The 18909-nt window shown below is 72.9% G+C and carries 17 protein-coding genes; 11 read left to right on the top strand and 6 right to left on the bottom strand.

Annotation, left to right across the window (positions count from 1 at the left end; genetic code table 11):
• Positions 1 to 44 precede the first annotated feature (44 nt).
• Entirely contained in the window at positions 45 to 326 is a 282-nt protein-coding gene (locus HCJ93_RS26260; RefSeq protein ID WP_167998306.1) for an HPr family phosphocarrier protein, read from the bottom strand.
• Between the two features lie 177 nt (positions 327 to 503).
• On the opposite strand from HCJ93_RS26260, the gene HCJ93_RS26250 reads away from it, so the two are divergent.
• From HCJ93_RS26250 to HCJ93_RS26235, 4 genes are read left to right on the top strand one after another with little or no spacing between them, the layout of a single operon-like run.
• On the top strand, positions 504 to 3584 hold the full coding sequence (locus tag HCJ93_RS26250) for a bifunctional acetate--CoA ligase family protein/GNAT family N-acetyltransferase (protein WP_167998305.1): 3081 nt from the start codon (positions 504 to 506) through the stop codon (positions 3582 to 3584).
• Positions 3585 to 3626: 42 nt separating this feature from the next.
• Positions 3627 to 4223 carry a DUF5998 family protein gene (locus tag HCJ93_RS26245; protein ID WP_167998329.1) on the top strand — a complete coding sequence of 199 codons (597 nt, stop codon included), beginning with the start codon at positions 3627 to 3629 and terminating at the stop codon, positions 4221 to 4223.
• Complete coding sequence (locus HCJ93_RS26240) at positions 4223 to 5443, top strand: alkaline phosphatase family protein (RefSeq protein WP_167998304.1); 1221 nt, start codon at positions 4223 to 4225, stop codon at positions 5441 to 5443. The genes HCJ93_RS26245 and HCJ93_RS26240 overlap by 1 nt, the downstream gene beginning before the upstream one ends.
• Before the next feature lie 44 nt (positions 5444 to 5487).
• A complete protein-coding gene (locus HCJ93_RS26235; protein WP_167998303.1) occupies positions 5488 to 6138 on the top strand; it encodes a thymidine kinase in 651 nt (216 codons plus the stop codon).
• A 50-nt stretch (positions 6139 to 6188) separates the two neighbouring features.
• Here the strand turns inward: HCJ93_RS26235 and HCJ93_RS26230 are convergent, their stop codons facing one another.
• Positions 6189 to 6992, bottom strand: coding sequence for a VOC family protein (locus tag HCJ93_RS26230; RefSeq protein WP_167998302.1), 804 nt, complete (start codon positions 6990 to 6992; stop codon positions 6189 to 6191).
• Positions 6993 to 7337: 345 nt separating this feature from the next.
• Between HCJ93_RS26230 and HCJ93_RS26225 the strand changes: the two genes are divergently transcribed.
• Positions 7338 to 8195, top strand: coding sequence for a sulfurtransferase (locus HCJ93_RS26225; RefSeq protein WP_167998328.1), 858 nt, complete (start codon positions 7338 to 7340; stop codon positions 8193 to 8195).
• 87 nt (positions 8196 to 8282) lie between these two features.
• Here the strand turns inward: HCJ93_RS26225 and sepH are convergent, their stop codons facing one another.
• From sepH to HCJ93_RS26210, 3 genes are all read right to left on the bottom strand, one after another.
• On the bottom strand, positions 8283 to 9326 hold the full coding sequence (gene sepH, locus HCJ93_RS26220; protein ID WP_167998301.1) for a septation protein SepH: 1044 nt from the start codon (positions 9324 to 9326) through the stop codon (positions 8283 to 8285).
• A gap of 415 nt (positions 9327 to 9741) precedes the next feature.
• On the bottom strand, positions 9742 to 11061 hold the full coding sequence (locus tag HCJ93_RS26215; protein WP_167998300.1) for a D-arabinono-1,4-lactone oxidase: 1320 nt from the start codon (positions 11059 to 11061) through the stop codon (positions 9742 to 9744).
• On the bottom strand, positions 11021 to 12259 hold the full coding sequence (locus HCJ93_RS26210) for an MFS transporter (protein WP_167998299.1): 1239 nt from the start codon (positions 12257 to 12259) through the stop codon (positions 11021 to 11023). The genes HCJ93_RS26215 and HCJ93_RS26210 overlap by 41 nt, the downstream gene beginning before the upstream one ends.
• 322 nt (positions 12260 to 12581) lie before the next feature.
• On the opposite strand from HCJ93_RS26210, the gene HCJ93_RS26205 reads away from it, so the two are divergent.
• Positions 12582 to 13709 carry a ferrochelatase gene (locus HCJ93_RS26205; protein ID WP_167998298.1) on the top strand — a complete coding sequence of 376 codons (1128 nt, stop codon included), beginning with the start codon at positions 12582 to 12584 and terminating at the stop codon, positions 13707 to 13709.
• 8 nt (positions 13710 to 13717) lie between these two features.
• Entirely contained in the window at positions 13718 to 14533 is an 816-nt protein-coding gene (locus tag HCJ93_RS26200) for an inositol monophosphatase family protein (RefSeq protein WP_167998297.1), read from the top strand.
• Positions 14534 to 14664: 131 nt separating this feature from the next.
• Here HCJ93_RS26200 and HCJ93_RS26195 read toward each other — a convergent pair whose 3' ends face one another.
• Positions 14665 to 14838 carry a hypothetical protein gene (locus tag HCJ93_RS26195; protein ID WP_167998296.1) on the bottom strand — a complete coding sequence of 58 codons (174 nt, stop codon included), beginning with the start codon at positions 14836 to 14838 and terminating at the stop codon, positions 14665 to 14667.
• Positions 14839 to 15231: 393 nt separating this feature from the next.
• Between HCJ93_RS26195 and HCJ93_RS26190 the strand changes: the two genes are divergently transcribed.
• The 4 genes from HCJ93_RS26190 (at position 15232) to HCJ93_RS26175 (ending at position 18806) form a co-directional block, all read left to right on the top strand.
• Positions 15232 to 15885: a response regulator transcription factor gene (locus tag HCJ93_RS26190; protein ID WP_003993508.1), complete on the top strand. Its 654-nt coding sequence runs from the start codon at positions 15232 to 15234 to the stop codon at positions 15883 to 15885.
• Positions 15886 to 15892: 7 nt separating this feature from the next.
• Positions 15893 to 17134 (top strand): sensor histidine kinase, encoded by a 1242-nt coding sequence (locus HCJ93_RS26185; protein ID WP_167998295.1) that lies wholly within the window; start codon positions 15893 to 15895, stop codon positions 17132 to 17134.
• A 393-nt stretch (positions 17135 to 17527) separates the two neighbouring features.
• Entirely contained in the window at positions 17528 to 17824 is a 297-nt protein-coding gene (locus HCJ93_RS26180; protein WP_003993510.1) for a DUF4193 domain-containing protein, read from the top strand.
• A gap of 13 nt (positions 17825 to 17837) precedes the next feature.
• A complete protein-coding gene (locus tag HCJ93_RS26175; RefSeq protein WP_167998294.1) occupies positions 17838 to 18806 on the top strand; it encodes a hypothetical protein in 969 nt (322 codons plus the stop codon).
• The last annotated feature ends 103 nt before the right edge of the window (positions 18807 to 18909 follow it).

The following is an 18909-nucleotide window of genomic DNA, read 5'->3' as shown; positions in this document are numbered from 1 at the left end:
TCACTTTGTGCCGCACTCATTGCGTGCGGGCCGTGCGGAGCAATTCAGACGGTCTCGGGAAGCTCCTCGAGGCCTTCGGAGACCAGCTTCGCCAGACGGTCCAGGGCGGCGTCCGCGCCCTCGGCGTCGGAGGCGAGGACGACCTCCTCGCCGCCCTGGGCGCCCAGCCCCAGCACGGCCAGCATGGAGGCCGCGTTGACGGGGTCGCCCCCGGCCTTGGCGATCGTCACCGGGACGCCTGCGGCCGTGGCGGCTCGGACGAAGATGGAGGCGGGGCGGGCGTGGAGACCCTCGGCCCAGCCGACGTTGACGCGGCGCTCAGCCATGTGTTGCTGCCCTTCGGTGTTCCGGGTTGTCTAGACCAGTTTTCCATATCGTGGGGCATGCCGGGAGCGGCGCCCGCCCTCGGTGCCGCCCGGCGGGCCGTGCGGCCCCGGTCCCGCGTCCGTTTCTCCACAGACTGCCTCGCGCCGTCGCCGGGCGCGAGCCGTACTCTGGGGCCCATGCAGACCTCGTCGGACCGGCACGAGTACCCCGCCCACTGGGAAGCCGACGTGGTGCTGCGCGACGGCGGCACCGCACGCATCCGGCCCATCACCGCCGACGACGCCGAACGCCTGGTGAAGTTCTACGAGCAGGTGTCGGACGAGTCCAAGTACTTCCGCTTCTTCGCGCCGTACCCCCGGCTGTCCGCCAAGGACGTGCACCGCTTCACCCACCACGACTACGTGGACCGGGTCGGGCTCGCGGCCACCGTCGGCGGCGAGTTCATCGCCACCGTCCGCTACGACCGGATCGGCACCGACGGCAGCCCCGCCTCCGCCCCGGCCGACGAGGCCGAGGTCGCCTTCCTGGTGCAGGACGCCCACCAGGGCCGGGGCGTGGCCTCCGCCCTGCTCGAGCACATCGCCGCCGTCGCCAGGGAGCGCGGCATCCGCCGGTTCGCCGCCGAGGTGCTGCCCGCCAACACCAAGATGATCAAGGTGTTCACGGACGCCGGCTACACCCAGAAGCGCAGCTTCGAGGACGGCGTGGTCCGGCTGGAGTTCGACCTCGAACCCACCGACCGCTCCCTCGCCGTCCAGTACGCGCGCGAACAGCGCGCCGAGGCCCGCTCCGTGCAGCGGCTGCTCGCGCCCGGCTCCGTCGCCGTCATCGGCGCCGGCCGCACACCGGGCGGAGTGGGACGCAACATCCTCGGCAACATCCGGGACGCCGGATTCCCCGGCCGCCTCTACGCGGTGAACCGGGCGCTGCCCGAGGAGCAGAAGGAGCTGGACGGGATCCCCGCCCACCGCTCCGTGCGGGAGATCGACGGGCCGGTGGACCTCGCGGTGGTCGCCGTGCCCGCCGAGCATGTCCCCGATGTCGTCACCGAGTGCGGCGAGCACGGCGTACAGGGACTGGTCGTGATCTCCGCGGGCTACGCCGAGTCCGGCCCCGAGGGCCGCGAGCGGCAGCGCGCCCTCGTACGGCAGGCCCGCAGCTACGGCATGCGCATCATCGGGCCCAACGCCTTCGGCATCATCAACACCGCCCCCCAGGTGCGCCTCAACGCCTCGCTCGCCCCCGAGATGCCCCGGCCCGGCCGGATCGGGCTGTTCGCCCAGTCCGGCGCCATCGGCATCGCCCTGCTGTCCCGGCTGCACCGGCGCGGCGGCGGCGTCACCGGGGTGACCGGTGTGTCGACCTTCGTCTCATCCGGCAACCGGGCGGACGTCTCCGGCAACGACGTCCTGCAGTACTGGTACGAGGACCCCGACACCGACGTCGCCCTGATGTACCTGGAGTCCATCGGCAACCCCCGCAAGTTCACCCGGCTCGCCCGCCGGACCGCGGCGGCCAAGCCCCTCGTGGTGGTGCAGGGCGCACGCCACGGCGCGGGACCCCGGGGACACGCCGTGCGCGCGACCCGCCTGCCGCACGCCACGGTGTCCGCACTCCTGCGGCAGGCCGGCGTCATCCGCGTGGACACCATCACCGAGCTCGTCGACACCGGCCTGCTGCTCGCCCGCCAGCCCCTCCCGGCCGGGCCCCGCGTGGCGATCCTCGGCAACTCCGAGTCCCTGGGCCTGCTGACCTACGACGCCTGCCTGGCCGAGGGGCTGCGCCCGCACCCCCCGCAGGACCTCACCACCCAGGCGACGGCGGAGGACTTCCACGCCGCCCTGTCCCGGGCGCTGGCCGACGACGGCTGCGACGCGGTGGTCGTCACCGCGATCCCCTCGGTGGGGGAGTCCTCCGTCGGCGACGCCGCCCTGGCCGAGGCGCTCCGCTCGGCCGCCACCGCGACCCCGTCCAAGCCGGTCCTGGTCGTCCATGTGGAACTCGGCGGTCTCGCCGAGGCCCTGTCCGCGGCGGCCAGCACCGCCCGCCCACCGCGTCGGCCGGAACCGGCGGCAGCGGAACCGGACGACCCGGCACCGGCACCGGACGGGGCCCTCGCCCCGCCCCCGTCTGACGACCGGCCCTCCCCGGCCGACCGCCCGGCGCCGGCGGAGCGCCCGCCCGCCCTGCGTCCCTCCGCCTCGCGGCCGCCCACCCCGCCGTCGTCCCCTGCGCGGCCGCCCGCCCCCGGCGCACGCACCGCTCCTCCCGCGCCCCCGGCGCACGCGGGGGCCGTCGCGTCCGAGGGCGCGCCCGTCCCCGCGCCCCCTGGTGCCGCACGCGCCGCCGGTGCCCCCGTGCCCTCGGCCCCCACCCCCACGCCCCCCAAGGGCGCCCCGCTCATCCCCGCCTACCCGGCCGCCGAACGCGCCGTGCGGGCGCTCGGGCACGCCGTCGCCTACGCGCAGTGGCGGCGGGACGCCGCCGAGCCCGGCAAGGTGCCCGAGTACGACGACATCGACGAGCGCAGGGCCGCCGCCCTCATCGACGGCATGCTCGCCCGCGGCCAGGGCCTCACCCTCGGCAGCGAGGACACCTGCGAGCTGCTCGGCGCCTACGGCATCGACGTGCACCGCGCCCTCCCGGCGCCCACGCCCGACGCCGCCGCCGAGGCCGCCGCCCGGCTCGGCTACCCGGTCGCCCTCAAGGCCACCGCCCCGCACCTGCGGCACCGCGCCGACCTCGGCGGCGTCCGCCTCGACCTCGCCGACGAGGACCAGCTGCGCCGCGCCTACACCGAACTGACCGGCCTGTTCGGCACGGCCGAGGAGCTGCGCCCCGTGGTCCAGCGGATGGCGCCCCGAGGGGTGGACACCGTCGTCCGGGCGGTGATCGACCCGGCCGCCGGGGCCGTCCTCTCCTTCGGTCTCGCCGGGGCCGCCTCGCAGCTGCTCGACGACACGGCGCACCGGCTGATCCCGGTGACCGACCGCGAGGCCGCCTCCCTGGTGCGCTCCATCCGCACCGCGCCCCTGCTGTTCGGCTGGCGCGGCTCCGCACCGGTGGACACCCCCGCGCTGGAGGAGCTGCTGCTGCGGGTGTCCCGGCTGGTGCACGACCACCCGGAGGTCGTCGCCGTGACCCTGGAACCCGTGGTCGTCGCCCCGCAGGGCCTGAGCGTGCTCGGCGCCTCCGTGCGCCTGGCGCCCCCGCCCGCCCGTGACGATCTCGGCCCGCGGACCCTGCCCGCATACTGACCCGCGGCGCACGGTCTCTCGCAGTCAGTGGTCCCCCGTAGGATGGGCGTCATGGCCAAGACCAGTACGACGACCCAGGGGCTGCGGGCGGCGATCGAGCGCAGCGGCTACTACCCGGCTCTCGTGGCCGAGGCGGTGGAGGCCGCCGTGGGCGGCGAGCCCATCCGGTCGTACCTGGTCCATCAGGAGACGACGTTCGACCAGAACGAGGTGCGGCGCCATGTGACCGTCCTCGTCCTCACCGGCAACCGCTTCATCGTCAGCCACACCGACGAGCAGGCGGCGGACAGCACCTCCCCGACGCCGTACGCCACCACCTCCACGGAGTCGGTCAAGCTGGACCGGATCTCGTCGATCGTGGTCAGCCGCGTCGTGGCGAACCCGGAGCAGTACACGCCGGGCACGCTGCCGCGCGAGATCGTGCTCACCATCGGCTGGGGCGCGGTCTCCCGCATCGACCTGGAACCGGCCGCCTGCGGCGACCCGAACTGCGAGGCCGACCACGGCTACACGGGCAACTCCACGGCGGACGACCTGAGCCTGCGGGTCAGCGAGGCGGGCGACGGCCCGGAGACGGTGCGCCAGGCGCTCGCCTTCGCGCAGGCCCTCTCCGAGGCGACCGCGGACCCGGCGCGCTGATGGCGCAGCCGACCCGACCCACGCCGCCGCACCACACGTCCGCCTGGGACGAGCACCCCGAGCCGCTCTCCCCGGACACCGCACCCCTGCCCGAGTACGGCAGCGGATCGCTCGCCGATCTGCTGCCCACGCTCGCCGCCGGCATGGGCGTCCCCGGCATGACCGCGGCCATCCCGGAGCTGACGCCCGCCGACCGGGCGTGCGTGTTCCTGATCGACGGCCTCGGCTGGGAGCAGCTGCGGGCGCACCCGGAGGAGGCGCCCTTCATGACGTCCCTGCTGGCCTCCTCGCGCGGCGGCACCGGGCGTCCCCTCACCGCCGGCTACCCGGCGACCACCGCCACCTCCCTGGCCTCCGTCGGCACCGGCCTCCCGCCCGGGGCACACGGCCTGCCCGGCTACACCGTGCGCAACCCGGACACCGGTGAGCTGATGAACCAGCTGCGCTGGCAGCCCTGGACGCGGCCCGAGACCTGGCAGCCCTACCCCACCGTCTTCGAACTCGCCCACCGCGCGGGCGTGCACGCCGCCCAGGTGTCCTCCCCGGCCTTCGAGCACACCCCGCTGACCAAGGTGGCGCTCAGCGGCGGTACCTTCCACGGGCGGCTGACCGGCGAGGAGCGGGTGGACCTCGCCGCCGGGCAACTGGCCGCCGCCGACCGCGCCCTGGTGTACACGTACTACGCCGAGGTCGACGGCTCCGGCCACCGCTACGGCGTCGACTCCGACACCTGGCGCGGCCAGCTGATGTACGCCGACCGCCTCGTCCAGCGGCTGGCCGAGCAGCTCCCGCCGCGCAGCGCGCTCTATGTCACCGCCGACCACGGCATGCTCGACGTGCCCTTCGACGAGCAGCACCGCATCGACTTCGACGAGGACTGGGAGCTGAAGGCCGGCGTCGCCCTGCTCGGCGGCGAGGGCCGCGCCCGCCATGTCTACGCCGTCCCCGGCGCCGCAGGCGATGTGCTCGCCTGCTGGCGGGAAGTCCTGGGCGAGCAGTTCTGGGTGGCCTCGCGCGAAGAGGCGATCGCCGCCGGCTGGTTCGGGCCCCGGATCGACGAGCGGGTGCACGGCAGGATCGGCGACGTGGTGGCCGCGGCACGGGACGACGTGCTGCTCATCGCCTCCCAGCGGGAGCCCAACGAGTCGCAGATGGTCGGCAACCACGGCTCGATGACCCCTGCCGAACAACTGGTCCCGCTGCTCGAAGTACGCTCCTGACCCGCGTCCGTTCCACCGACCCCGCCGAAAGGTGCCGACTCACCATGCCAGAGCTGGTGTTCTTCTCCGGAACGATGGATTGCGGGAAGTCGACGCTGGCACTGCAGATCGAGCACAACCGTTCGGCGCGCGGACTGGTGGGCATGATCTTCACCCGTAACGACCGCGCCGGAGCGGGCAAGCTCTCCTCCCGGCTCGGGCTCGTCACCGATGCCGTCGAGGTCACGGACGGCATGGACCTGTACGCCCACCTCGTCGACCATCTCTCCCAGGGCGGCCGCGCGGACTATGTGATCGCGGACGAGGCGCAGTTCCTCGCGCCGGAGCAGATCGACCAGCTCGCCCGCGTGGTGGACGACCTGGAGCTCGACGTCTACGCCTTCGGCATCACCACCGACTTCCGCACCAAGCTGTTCCCCGGCTCGCAGCGCCTGGTGGAGCTGGCCGACCGGGTGGAAGTGCTCCAGGTGGAGGCCCTGTGCTGGTGCGGCGCCCGGGCCACCCACAACGCCCGTACGGTGGGCGGGGTGATGGTCGTCGAGGGCGCCCAGGTGGTCGTCGGCGACGTCACCGACTCCGCGGAGGAGATCGGCTACGAGGTGCTGTGCCGCCGCCATCACCGCCGCCGCATGACCGCCGCGACGGCCCGGGCGGCCGCCCTGGCTCCGGATGTGCTGCCGGTGCCCCGAAGCTGACGGCCCGTCCGGAACCGCACCCGCCCGCCCCTGCCCGCGGCTCCGGCCGCTCAGGCCGGCTGCTGCAGCAGCGAGAAGCGCGCCCCCTCCGGATCGGCCACCGCCGCCGTGCGGCCGTGGTCGCCCGCGCGGGGCGGCTTGAGCACCTGGCCGCCCAGATGCACCACCAGCTCCACCGCGTCGTCCAGGTCGGCCACCGTGAAGTACGTCGTCCAGTGCGGCCCCCGGTCGCGGGGCACCGCGGTGCCCGCGCCGTACACCCCGGCGACCGGGCGGCCGTCGAGCCGGAGGGTGACATAGTCCAGGTCCACGGAGACCACCGGTTCCTCGTCGTAGCCGAAGACCGTCTCGTAGAACTTCGCGGTGCTCGCCGACTCGAAGGTGATCAGCTCGTTCCAGGCGGGGGTGCCGGGCCCCTCGGTGAGGGCCGTGCCGGTGTGCGCGGCCGCCTGCCAGATGCCGAAGACCGCGCCCGAGGGGTCGGAGCCGATCGCCAGCCGGCCCGCTTCGGAGGCGTCCAGCGGGCCGACGCCGATGGTGCCGCCGCAGCAGCGGACCGCCTCGGCCGTGCGGTCCGCGTCGGCGGAGGCGAAGTAGGGCGTCCATGCGACGGGCAGCTGCCGGTCCGGCGGCAGCACACCCATGCCGGCCACCTCCCGGCCGTCGAGCAGCGCCCGCACATACGGCCCGAGCTGCTGGGGACCGGGCCGGAACTCCCAGCCGAACAGCCCCCGGTAGAAGTCCTGCGTCGTCTCAAGGCCGTGCACCATCAGACTCACCCAGCAGGGTGTGCCGGGCGCGTACCGCGCGGGCCGCTCACCTTCCTGGCGGGCGGACCCCCGTGCCTTGGTCATCGTCACTCTCTTCTCGGCCGCCCTCGTCGGTGGCCGTGCTCGTCTCGGCCCGGTGGGGCCGCATCTCCCGGCCCGCGGGGGTCGTGTCATGTCCGCTGCGCGGATCGTCTCCGTGCCTGTCCGGCCCCGGTGGTGCGGTGCCACGCTCCTGCGGGTGTGCCCCGTGTGCCGGCTCCTGTCCCCGGAGGATGCCCAATGTCCGGCTCCTTGCCGCTTTCGGCACGCTTGAGGCTCAGCGTCGATCACTTGTACAGCATGTGCCCGTTCCCGTACGCCTCGTGATCGGGCCTGCCCGGCCGAGCAGAGTAGCCGGACATGGACGAAACGGCCACCCCGTGCGCGAGGATGGGGGCCATGAACGCTCTCATCTCCGCATCCGACCTCGCGGGCGAACTGACGGGCGAGCGCCCCCCGGTGCTGCTCGACGTCCGCTGGCAGCTCAGCACGGCCACCGCGAACGGTGAGCCGTTCGACGGCCGGACCGAGTATCTCGCCGGACACATCCCGGGGGCCGTCTTCGTGGACCTGGACCGGGAGCTGGCCTCCGCGCCGGGGGAGCGGGGACGCCATCCGCTGCCGGACCTGGGGGTGTTCGGCGCGGCGATGCGGCGCGCGGGCGTCTCGGCCGGGCGGCCGGTGGTCGTGTACGACGGCGGCCTCGGCTGGGGCGCGGCCCGGGCCTGGTGGCTGCTGCGGTGGACGGGGCATCCGGATGTCCGCGTCCTCGACGGCGGCCTGCCCGCCTGGGAGGGCCCCCTGGAGACGTCGGAACCGAGCCCGCCCGAGGGTGATTTCCAGCCGGTGCCCGCGGCGAGCGGGCTGCTGGACGCCGACGGTGCGGCGGCGCTGGCGCGTTCGGGCGTGCTGCTGGACGCGCGAGCGGGGGAGCGGTACCGCGGAGAGGTGGAGCCCATCGACCGGGTCGGCGGTCACATCCCCGGGGCGGTCTCGGCCCCCACCACCGAGAATGTCGGCCCGGACGGCCGCTTCCGGCCCGCGGAGGAACTCGCCGCCCGCTTCAAGGAGCTGGGTGTCGCCGCGGACACCCCGGTCGGCGTGTACTGCGGCTCGGGCGTCTCCGGCGCCCATGAGGTACTGGCCCTCGCGGTCGCCGGCATCCCGGCCGCCCTCTACGTCGGCTCCTGGTCGGAGTGGTCCTCCGATCCGTCGCGTCCGGTGGCGACGGGACCAGACCCGCAGTAGGCGGCAGGGGGCGCACGGGCGGCTGCCGGTGCGTCGGCAGGCGGTCGAGGGCGCCCACCGATGGCGGGCGCCCTCGACCGCTTGCTGTCACTCCTGTTTCTTGCGCCGGGTGCCGAAGACGATCTCGTCCCAGCTCGGCACCGCCGCGCGGCGGCCCGGGCGGACGCCGTCGGCCTCGGCCTGGCGGTCGGTGGCCCCGATCAGGCGGTCGCGGTGGCCGCCGACGGAGCGGGGCATGAGCACGTCCGCGTAGGCGGAGCCGGCCGAGGCCGCGGGGGCCGGGGGCTCCTCCGCCTCGGGCTCGGAGCCTGGCTCCTCGGAGGCGGACTCGGAGGGCCGCTCGGGCACCACCAGGTCGCCGCGGAAGCTCGGTACCGCCTCGAGCAGGCTGGTCAGCGAGTCGCGTTCGCCCGAGGCCGTGGCCGTCTCCTCCGGCGGTTCGGAGGACTGCGCGGGCAGGCTGGGGCGTTCGCGGTCGGCGGAGCGGTCCAGCGGGCGGTCGCGCGGCAGGCGCGCGATGCGCGGGACGAACGGCACGCTGGGCTCGGGCGCGGCGAGGTCGTCGGACTCGCCGATCAGCGAGCGCGCCTCGTCGTCGACGGCCTGCACCAGGCGGCGGGGCGGGTCGTACGTCCAGCTCGCCGAGTGCGGCTCGCCGGCCACCCGGTAGACCAGCAGGACCTCCCAGGTGCCGTCGTCGCGGCGCCAGGAGTCCCACTGGACGGTGTCCTTCTCGGCGCCGCGCAGCAGCAGACGCTCCTGGACGGCCTCGCCGAGCGGCGGCCCCGAGTTCTCTCCGGGGCGGCGCACGGGCGTCTTGCGGGCGCGCTCGGCCATGAAGGCACGCTCGGCGAGGACGGGGCCCTCGAAGCGGCGTACACGGTCCACGGGGATGCCGGCCATCTGGGCGACTTCCTCCGCGGTCGCGCCGGCCCGTATACGCGCCTGGATGTCGCGGGGGCGGAGATGGCTCTCCACCTCGATCTCGATCTGGCCGAGGCGGGGACGGTCGCCGCGCACGGCGGCGCGGAGCCGTTCGTCGATCGGAAGCGTGTACTCCGTGCTGTCCGCAGCCTTCAGCACCAGCCGTGTGCCGTCATTCGAGACGGCCACGACACGCAGTTCGGGCATGGGGACCTCCCGGGTGGTGCCTGCCGACGTCACGTGCGTCGCTGCTTCCGCTAGTCGAGTGTGGCCTGCCCGGGTGCAGCCTGCCACAACCTTGCCGAGTTGCCCGGCGTGTCGGGCGCGGGCCCTGGATCGCCGTTATGGCACGGTTACCTATTCGCAACGCTAAGTGACCAACTGCGTCACCCTGTGCAACTAGCCCCCTCCCGGCGGTCCTCAAAGGTCCCGAGCACCCTGTCGGGAGACCGGACCCAGGGCTCGCAACAGTACTCCATTTGGGCCACGTGCGTGGATTGGCACGCCGCCCACTTTCTGGCAAGGGGTGCTACTCGGCCGCCTGTTGCTCGGTTCCGGTGATCGTGAACGTGGGAAAGTTCACGCGATCTCCAGAAGCGGAGGAGCGTGTGCCGAGTGTTCGTCAGTCCCCGAGGACGCGGCGCAAGTAGGCGTTGCCGAAGACGCGTTCGGGGTCGAGGCGGTCGCGCAGCGCGGTGAACTCGGCGAAGCGCGGATAGACCCGGGAGAGGTACTCGGCGTCCCGGGTGTGGATCTTCCCCCAGTGCGGCCGGCCCTCGTGGGCGGTGAAGATGCGCTCGGCGGCGGTGAAGTACGCCTGATAGGGGGTACCGCGGAACATGTGCACGGCCACGTAGGCGGTCTCCCGGCCGGACGCCGTGGACAGGGTGATGTCGTCGGCCGGCGCGGTGCGCACCTCGACCGGGAAGCTGACGCGCAGCGGGGAGCGGTCGACCATGGCCTTCAGCTCGCGCAGCGTGTCCACCAGGGCCTCGCGCGGGACGGCGTATTCCATCTCCACGAAGCGCACCCGGCGCGGGGACGTGAAGACCTTGTAGGGAATGTCCGTGTACGTCCGCGAGGACAGCGCACGGCTGGAGATCTGCGCGATGGAGGGGATGGTCGCGGGCACCGCACGGCCGACCAGATTGGCCACCTGGAAGACGCCGTTGGACAGGAACTCGTCCTCGAACCAGGCCTTGGCCGGCGGCAGCGGGCGCTCGGGGCCCGCGCTGCGGTTGTTGCGCTTGGTGTTGGTGTTCCCGGTGTGCGGGAACCAGTAGAACTCGAAGTGCTCGTTCTCGGCGTGCAGTTCGTCGAAGTCGCGGAGCACCCGCTCGAACGGCATCGGCTCCTCGCGCGCCGTGAGCAGGAAGATCGGCTCCACGGCGAAGGTGATGGCGGTGACGATGCCGAGGGCGCCGAGGCCGATGCGGGCGGCGGCGAAGATGTCCGGGTTCTCCTTCTCGGAGCACTGCAGCACCCTGCCGTCGGCGGTGACCAGTTCCAGCGCGCGGATCTGTGCGGCGATCGAGGCGGAGTCGCGGCCGGTGCCGTGGGTGCCGGTGCTGGTCGCCCCGGAGACCGTCTGCTCCATGATGTCGCCCATGTTGGTCAGCGACAGGCCCTCCCGCTCCAGGGCCATGTTGAGGCGCTTGAGCTGGGTGCCGGCCCCGACCGTCACGGTCCCGGCCGTGCGGTCGATGTCACGGATGCCGCTCAGCAGCTGAGGGCGTATCAGCACGCCGTCGGTGGCCGCTATGGACGTGAACGAGTGCCCGGTGCCGACCGCTTTCACCGGCAGCCCGTCCTCCGCCGCCCTGCGGACCGCCTCCGCCAGTTCCTCGACCGTGGCGGGCGTGACCTCCCGCGCGGGGCGGGCGGAGACGTTGCCTCCCCAGTTACGCCAGGTGCCGTTCTTCGCGCTCGCTGTGCTGACCAACGGTGCCTCCCCGACCCGGCGCCGGCCGCTTGAGCCGGCGGTACCCGAGGAAACCGACCGCGACCGCGACGGCTCCGGACACCGCCGGAACCCCGTACCCCGCACGCGCCCCGGCCGCGTCGATCACCCAGCCGGCCACGGAGGAGCCGAGCGCGACCCCGACCGCGAGCCCCGTGCTCACCCAGGTCATGCCCTCGGTGAGCTGCGCGCGTGGTACGTGCTCTTCGATGAGGGACATCGTCGTGATCATCGTGGGAGCGATGGACAGACCCGCGACGAAGAGCGCCACGGCCAGAAACGGCAAGTTTCCGACCAGTAGGAGGGGGATCATACTCACGGCCATGGCACACACGCCCAGCAGCCAGCGGCGCTCGGGCCGTCCGGCGAAGTGCAGCAGCCCGAACACCACGCCCGCCACGCACGAACCCAGGGCGTAGACGGCGAGCACCACGCTGGCCGCGGCCTTGTGCCCCTGCTCCTCCGCGAACGCCACCGTCACCACGTCCACCGCGCCGAAGATCGCCCCGGTCGCCACGAAGGTGGCCACCAGCACCTGCAGCCCCGGCGTGCGCAGCGCACTGCCTCCGCCGGTGCGCTCCCGCGGATGCGGCGCGGGCTCGGTGGCGCGCTGCGCCGTCAGCCAGAAGACGCCGGTCGCCAGGAAGCACGCGGCGAGCAGCGGCCCCGCCTCCGGGAACCAGGCGGTGGACAGCCCGATGGAGATGATCGGCCCGAAGATGAAGCACACCTCGTCGACCACCGACTCGAAGGAGTACGCGGTGTGCAGCTGCGGGGTGCCCCGGTACAGCCCCGCCCAGCGGGCCCGGATCATCGCGCCGACGCTCGGCACGCAGCCGATGCCCACACAGGCGACGTAGAGCACCCAGTCCGGCCAGCCGTAGTGCGCCGCGAACAGCAGCAGGGCCGCAGCGCTCAGCGCGAGCAGCGTCGCCGGGCGCAGCACCCGCCGCTGCCCGTACCGGTCGACCAGCCGGGAGACCTGCGGACCCGCCACCGCCGCGGACAGCGCGATGGTGGCCGACAGGGCGCCGGCCAGCCCGTACCGCCCGGTGAGCTGGGAGATCATGGTCACGACGCCGACGCCCATCATGGACAGCGGCATCCGGCCGAGGAAACCCGCGGCGGAGAAGCTCTTCGTGCCGGGCACGGCGAAGAGGGCACGATAAGGGCTGGGCACGGGGTCTCCGATACGCGTCAGTAAGGTGCGACCGCAGTCGATACAGCTTACTGGTGAGGTCCACCTGAGCACACGGGGGAGTACGGCTTCCGGCCTGCGGTGACCCCCGGGCTGCGACCGCGGCGAAGCCCGGCCTCGTGCCGCGGGGAGGTCCGGCTTCCCGCTGCCGGAAATCCGGCCTCCCGCTGCGGGGACAAGCGGCCGGCCGGTGCGAGGACACGCCGCCTCCCGCCCGCAGAGGACCCCGGCCCCGTCCGGGAGGGGACCGTGGTGCCCGACCCGCCGTTTTCCGGCTGTCGGTGCAGGGTGGCAGGATCGAGACATGCCAGACGTGCTCGATGCCAGCCCCTACGACGCCCTGCTCCTGCTCTCCTTCGGGGGCCCCGAGGGCCCCGACGACGTGGTGCCGTTCCTGGAGAACGTCACACGGGGGCGCGGCATCCCGAAGGAACGCCTCGAGGAAGTCGGCCGGCACTACTTCCTCTTCGGCGGGGTCAGCCCGATCAACGACCAGAACCGCGCCCTGCTCGACGCCCTGCGCAAGGACTTCGCCGAGCACGGCCTGGACCTGCCGGTCTACTGGGGCAACCGCAACTGGGCGCCTTATCTGACCGACACCCTGCGCGAGATGGTCCGCGACGGACGCCGCCGCATCCTGGTCCTGGCCACCAGCGCCTACGCCTCCTACTCGGGCTGCCGCCAGTACCGGGAGAACCTCGCCGACGCCCTCGCCACCCTGAAGGACGAGGGGCTCGAGCTGCCCCGGGTCGACAAGCTGCGCCACTACTTCAACCATCCCGGCTTCGTGGAGCCCATGATCGACGGGGTTCTCGAGTCCCTCGCCGACCTCCCCGAGGACGTCAGGGACGGCGCCCACATCGCCTTCACCACGCACTCCATCCCGACCGCGGCCGCCGACACCTCAGGGCCCGTCGAGGGCCACGGCGACGGCGGTGCCTACGTCCGTCAGCACCTGGACGTGGCCGAGCTGATCGCCGGGGCCGTGCGCGAGCGCACCGGCGTCGACCACCCCTGGCAGCTCGTCTACCAGTCCCGCTCCGGCGCCCCGCACATCCCGTGGCTGGAGCCGGACATCTGCGACCACCTCGAGGAGCGGCACGCCGCCGGGGCGCCCGCCGTCGTCATGGCGCCGATCGGCTTCGTCTCCGACCACATGGAGGTCCTCTACGACCTCGACACCGAGGCGAAGGCCAAGGCCGAGGAGCTGGGGCTGCCGGTGCGCCGCTCGGCCACCGTCGGTGCCGACCCCCGGTTCGCCGCCGCGATCCGCGAGCTGATCACCGAGCGGGCGGCCACCGAGCGCGGGGAGAGCGTCACTCGCTGCGCCCTGGGCACCCTCGGTGCGAGCCACGACCTGTGCCCCGTGGGCTGCTGCCCCGCCCGCGCCCCACGTCCCGCCGCCGCGGGCGCCGACAGCCCCTACGCATGAGGAGCACCGTGACCGACCCCCTGCACGCGGAACTGCTTCAGCTGGCCCGGGAGGCGGCCCGCCGCGCCGGAGAGCTGCTGCGCGACGGCCGGCCCGCCGATCTGGCGGTCGCGGCGACCAAGTCAAGCCCGATCGACGTCGTCACCGAGATGGACATCGCGGCCGAGAAGCTGATCACCACGCTGATCGCCGAGCGCCGCCCGCGCGACGGCATCCTCGGCGAGGAGGGCGCCTCGACCGACGGCACCAGCGGCGTCCGCTGGGTGATCGACCCGCTCGACGGCACGGTGAACTACCTCTACGGGCTCCCCACCTGGGCCGTGTCCGTCGCCGCCGAGCTGGACGGCGAGACCGTCGTCGGGGCGGTGTCGGCACCGATGCGTGGCGAGACCTACCACGCGGTGCGCGGCGGCGGGGCCTGGGCCACCGGCGCCTGGGAGGGCGAGCGCAGGCTGGCCTGCCGCCCCGCCCCGCCGCTCGACCAGGCCCTGGTCTCCACCGGGTTCAACTACGTGGCCGAGGTCCGGACCCACCAGGCCGAGGTCGCGCACCGCCTGATCCCGCTGCTGCGGGACATCCGGCGCAGCGGCTCGGCGGCCGTCGACCTGTGCGACGTGGCGGCCGGCCGCCTGGACGGCTTCTACGAGCGCGGACTGCACCCCTGGGACCTTGCGGCCGGGGATCTCATAGCCCGTGAGGCGGGCGCCCTGACCGGTGGACGGCCCTCCCAGCGCCCGTCACGGGACCTGGCGATCGCCGCCGCACCCGGCGTCTTCGAGCCCCTCCAGGCCCTGCTCGAGGACTTCGGCGCCTGGCACGACTGATCACCCGAACGGGCGCCGCGGCACGCGCGCGGCGTCGTGCTGCAACTCGTTGCACGAAGAGCGAGACGAGCGGGCCCCGGCGCTGGATTCGCCGGGGCCCGCTCGGGCAAGCAGTCTGTCGCCGCGCTGAGTCAGACGCCGTACGCGCTGACCTCCACACCGTGCTCCGCGGCGAGCCTGCGCAGGTCCTCCAGCTCGCCCTGCTCCACCTCGACGAGGAACTCGTCGCCCTCGTCACGGGCGCGCGAAAGATCGGACTCGGTCGCCTTTATGCGCTGCAGAAGTCCTGCGGTGAATGCGTCCATGCTGCGCCCCCTCGTCCTGGGTTGTGGGTCGGTGGCACGGGGGTGTGCCGTTCGTCAGGGACGATCACGTCCGTTGCGGATGCCCGGCGCCGCTCGGCCGGGCGGCGACGGTGCCGGACATCCCGCCCCGCTCTGGTCGGGGAAGCGGGCCGAAGCGCACCGCATGGTGGTGCGGCACAAGCAGAGCGTGATCGTGGGATGTAAACCCGTCCTCCCCAAGCTCCCTTCCGTGGAAACCTAACCGGGCGAGAAAATCTCCTATTCCCTCCCGCGGCCCGGCCGTTCCGGGGGCCGCGCCGGACCCCGCACCCCCTCTCACCTGCCTTACCGCCGACTTATGGAGGAAAAGGGCAGGATGGAGGCAAGACACCACCATCAGGAAGGACCAGGGACGTGCGTGTACTCGTCGTCGAGGACGAGCAGCTGCTCGCCGATGCGGTGGCCACCGGACTGCGCCGCGAGGCCATGGCCGTCGACGTCGTGTACGACGGAGCGGCGGCCCTGGAGCGCATCGGCGTCAACGACTACGACGTCGTCGTACTCGACCGGGACCTTCCCCTGGTGCACGGCGACGACGTCTGCCGCAAGATCGTGGAGCTCGGTATGCCCACCCGCGTGCTGATGCTCACGGCCTCCGGCGACGTCAGCGACCGGGTGGAGGGCCTGGAGATCGGGGCCGACGACTACCTGCCCAAGCCGTTCGCGTTCAGCGAGCTGATCGCCCGCGTCCGGGCGCTCGGCCGGCGCACCAGCGTGCCTCTGCCACCCGTCCTGGAGCGTGCCGGGATCAAGCTGGACCCCAACCGCCGCGAGGTATTCCGGGACGGCAAGGAGGTGCAGCTCGCCCCCAAGGAGTTCGCCGTGCTGGAGGTGCTGATGCGCAGCGAGGGCGCGGTCGTCTCCGCGGAGCAGCTGCTGGAGAAGGCCTGGGACGAGAACACCGACCCGTTCACCAACGTGGTGCGGGTGACCGTGATGACCCTGCGCCGCAAGCTGGGCGAGCCGCCGGTCATCGTGACCGTGCCCGGCTCGGGCTACCGGATCTGATCGCGCCATGGCCAGCACTCCCACACCCACCACCCCTCCGGCCCCGCCCAAACCCACCTGGGACCCGCGCAGACCGGTGCCGCCCTTCCCGTGGCTGCGGCCCACCATCCGGATACGGCTCACGCTGCTGTACGGCGGCATGTTCCTGATCGCCGGCATCCTGCTGCTGTCGATCATCTACCTGCTGGCGGCCAACGCCCTGAGCGTGGGCACCAACCTCCCCTTCCGGATCCTCTCCGGCGAGGTGTCCAGCGACGTCTGCCGGCTGCGCAGCAGCGAGCTGCCCGCCGAGGAGATGAACCGGGCGCTCAACGCCTGCGTCAACGAGCAGCGGCAGCACGCGCTGGACGATCTGCTCAGCCGCTCGCTGCTCGCCCTGCTGGGCCTGGCGATCATCGCCTTCGCCTTCGGCTACGCCATGGCAGGGCGGGTGCTGTCCCCGCTGGGCCGGATCACCCGCACCGCCCGCGCGGTGGCCGGGTCCGATCTGTCCCGGCGGATCGAGCTGGACGGCCCGGACGACGAGCTGAAGGAGCTGGCCGACACCTTCGACGACATGCTGGAGCGCCTCCAGCGGGCCTTCACCGCCCAGCAGCGCTTCGTCGGCAATGCCTCGCACGAGCTGCGCACCCCGCTCGCGATCAACCGCACGCTGCTCGAGGTGCACCTCTCCGACCCGAACGCGCCGGTGGAGCTGCAGCAGCTGGGCAAGACGCTGCTGGCCACCAACGAGCGCAGCGAGCAGCTCGTGGAGGGCCTGCTGCTGCTCGCTCGCAGTGACAACCAGATCGTCGAGCGCAAGCCGGTGGATCTGGCGGAGGTGGCCTCGCAGGCCATCGACCAGGTGCACACCGAGGCCGAGGCCAGGGGCGTGGAGATCCGCGGCAAGCGGGAGCCGGCGGTGGTCCAGGGCAACGGCGTGCTGCTCGAGCGGATCGCGCTGAACCTGGTGCAGAACGCCGTGCGGTACAACGTGCCGGAGGGCGGCTGGGTCGAGGTCGGCACCGAGGTCCAGCACGGCCAGGCGGTGCTCACGGTGACCAACACCGGGCCGGTGGTGCCGGCGTACGAGATCGACAACCTCTTCGAGCCGTTCCGGCGGCTGCGCACCGAGCGCACCGGCAGTGACAAGGGGGTCGGGCTCGGCCTGTCCATCGCCCGGTCGGTGGCCCGCGCGCACGGCGGGCACATCTACGCGCAGCCGCGCGAGGGCGGAGGGCTCGTGATGCGCGTCACCCTGCCGATCTGACATCATTCCGCCGACACACGGACGCGTTCGCTTTGCGCGGAATTTTCTGCCGCTCCGGACCGTTGGCTTCTGTGTGATCGATCACAGGGGCGATTTTCCGGCCATCTACTCTCCGTGATCATGCGGGGGGTCGAAACGTCGGAAAAGTCCCGGTTTTCAAGGGGCTTGATCACGGGAAGTACACGGTGAGACGCCTTTGAAGTGCGGCGTTCGTACCGTGTACGGTCCCCTTCGCCATCCAAGCCGATCACTCTTGAGGAGTCCGGTTGGGTGTCGATTGAGTAACAGACCTTGATGTGAGGCAAAATCTCCGCCTCGGGTCGGGCACAAGTCCGGCCTCTCACGCGTTACGTGCGCTGGAGACACCGCAGACACCCAGAGGGGGAGAGCGACATGGCAACCGATTACGACACTCCACGCAAGACCGACGACGACGTCGACTCGGACAGCCTCGAAGAGCTGAAGGCTCGTCGAAACGACAAGTCGGCCTCCGCCGTGGACGTCGACGAGTTCGAGGCCGCCGAGGGTCTCGAACTGCCCGGAGCGGACCTCTCGAACGAGGAGCTGGCCGTCCGGGTGCTGCCGAAGCAGCAGGACGAGTTCACCTGCATGAGCTGCTTCCTGGTGCACCACCGCAGCCAGCTGGCCCGGGAGAAGAACGGCCAGCCCATCTGCCGCGACTGCGACTGAGGACGGGTCGGCCGTGACCGGCTCGACCCCTCCCCGGAAGCGCCGCCTCCTGACGAGGAGGACGGACAAGGGGCCGCAGGACGGCCCGCAGCACACTGCGCGTGAGGACGAGCGAGGCTCAACCGGTTCCGGGGCGGCCTCGCTCGAACCGGTAACGGACCGGGGTGACCTCCCGGCGCCCGCGGAGGCCCCCGCCCCCGCGGCACGCAGGCGTGCCGCGGCGATCCGCGAGAAGGCCAGAGAGGGCGCCCGCAAGGGCGGCGCCCGCGCCCGCGCGGGCCTGGCGTACCTCGCGGACCGGATCATCGAGATCGCCCCTCGTGTGCCCGTGCGGGACCTGCAGACGCTGCGCAGGCAGTTCCCGGGGCTCGGCCCCGAGGAGATCGCCGACAAGCTCGTGGCCGGCGCCGCGAGGGCCACGGCGACGGTCGGAGCGGGCGTCGGCGCGGCGGCCATGCTGCCCGTGCCGCCCGCGATGCCGACCGAACTGGCCGCCGAGGTCACCGGCGTCGCCGCGATCGAGCTGAAGCTCATCGCCGAGCTCCACGAGGTCTACGGGGTCCGACCGCCCGGGAACCTCGCCCAGCGCAGCACCGTGTATCTGAACTCCTGGTCCCAGGAGCGCGGGGTCGAGGCGACGAAGCCGTCGACGCTCAGCGCGGCGATGAACAGCCGCGCCAAGCGCGAGCTGCGCCAGCGGATCATGAAGCGCATGGTCCGCAACCTGCCGAACCTGATGCCCTTCCTGGTGGGAGCGGCCGTCGGGGCGGCCATGAACCGCCGGGACACCCGGAAGCTGGCCGCCCGCATCCGCGCCGACCTGCGCGGGATCCAGGTCCCCTGGGACGCTCTGGCCGACCTCCCCGCCCTGGAGCAGCCCCCGGACGCCCTGTCGCTGAACCACCTCCCCGAGGACGCCCTCAGGGAACTCAGCGGCCACCGGGACGGAAAGGGCCCGGAGGACCGGCGACAGGACGGCTGAGCCGGACCGCCGGCGCGGACCCGGTCGCCCCGGGGACCCTGCGCGAACCGCTGAACGCACCGGGGCGCGCCCACACCGGGTGTCGTGGGCGCGCCCCGTCGTC

Origin of the sequence: Streptomyces composti (genome assembly GCF_012034205.1) — a bacterium.
Classification (GTDB): domain Bacteria; phylum Actinomycetota; class Actinomycetes; order Streptomycetales; family Streptomycetaceae; genus Streptomyces; species Streptomyces composti.
The sequence above is the reverse complement of the archived record's forward strand: the minus strand, read 5'-3'. Positions and strand labels throughout refer to the sequence as shown.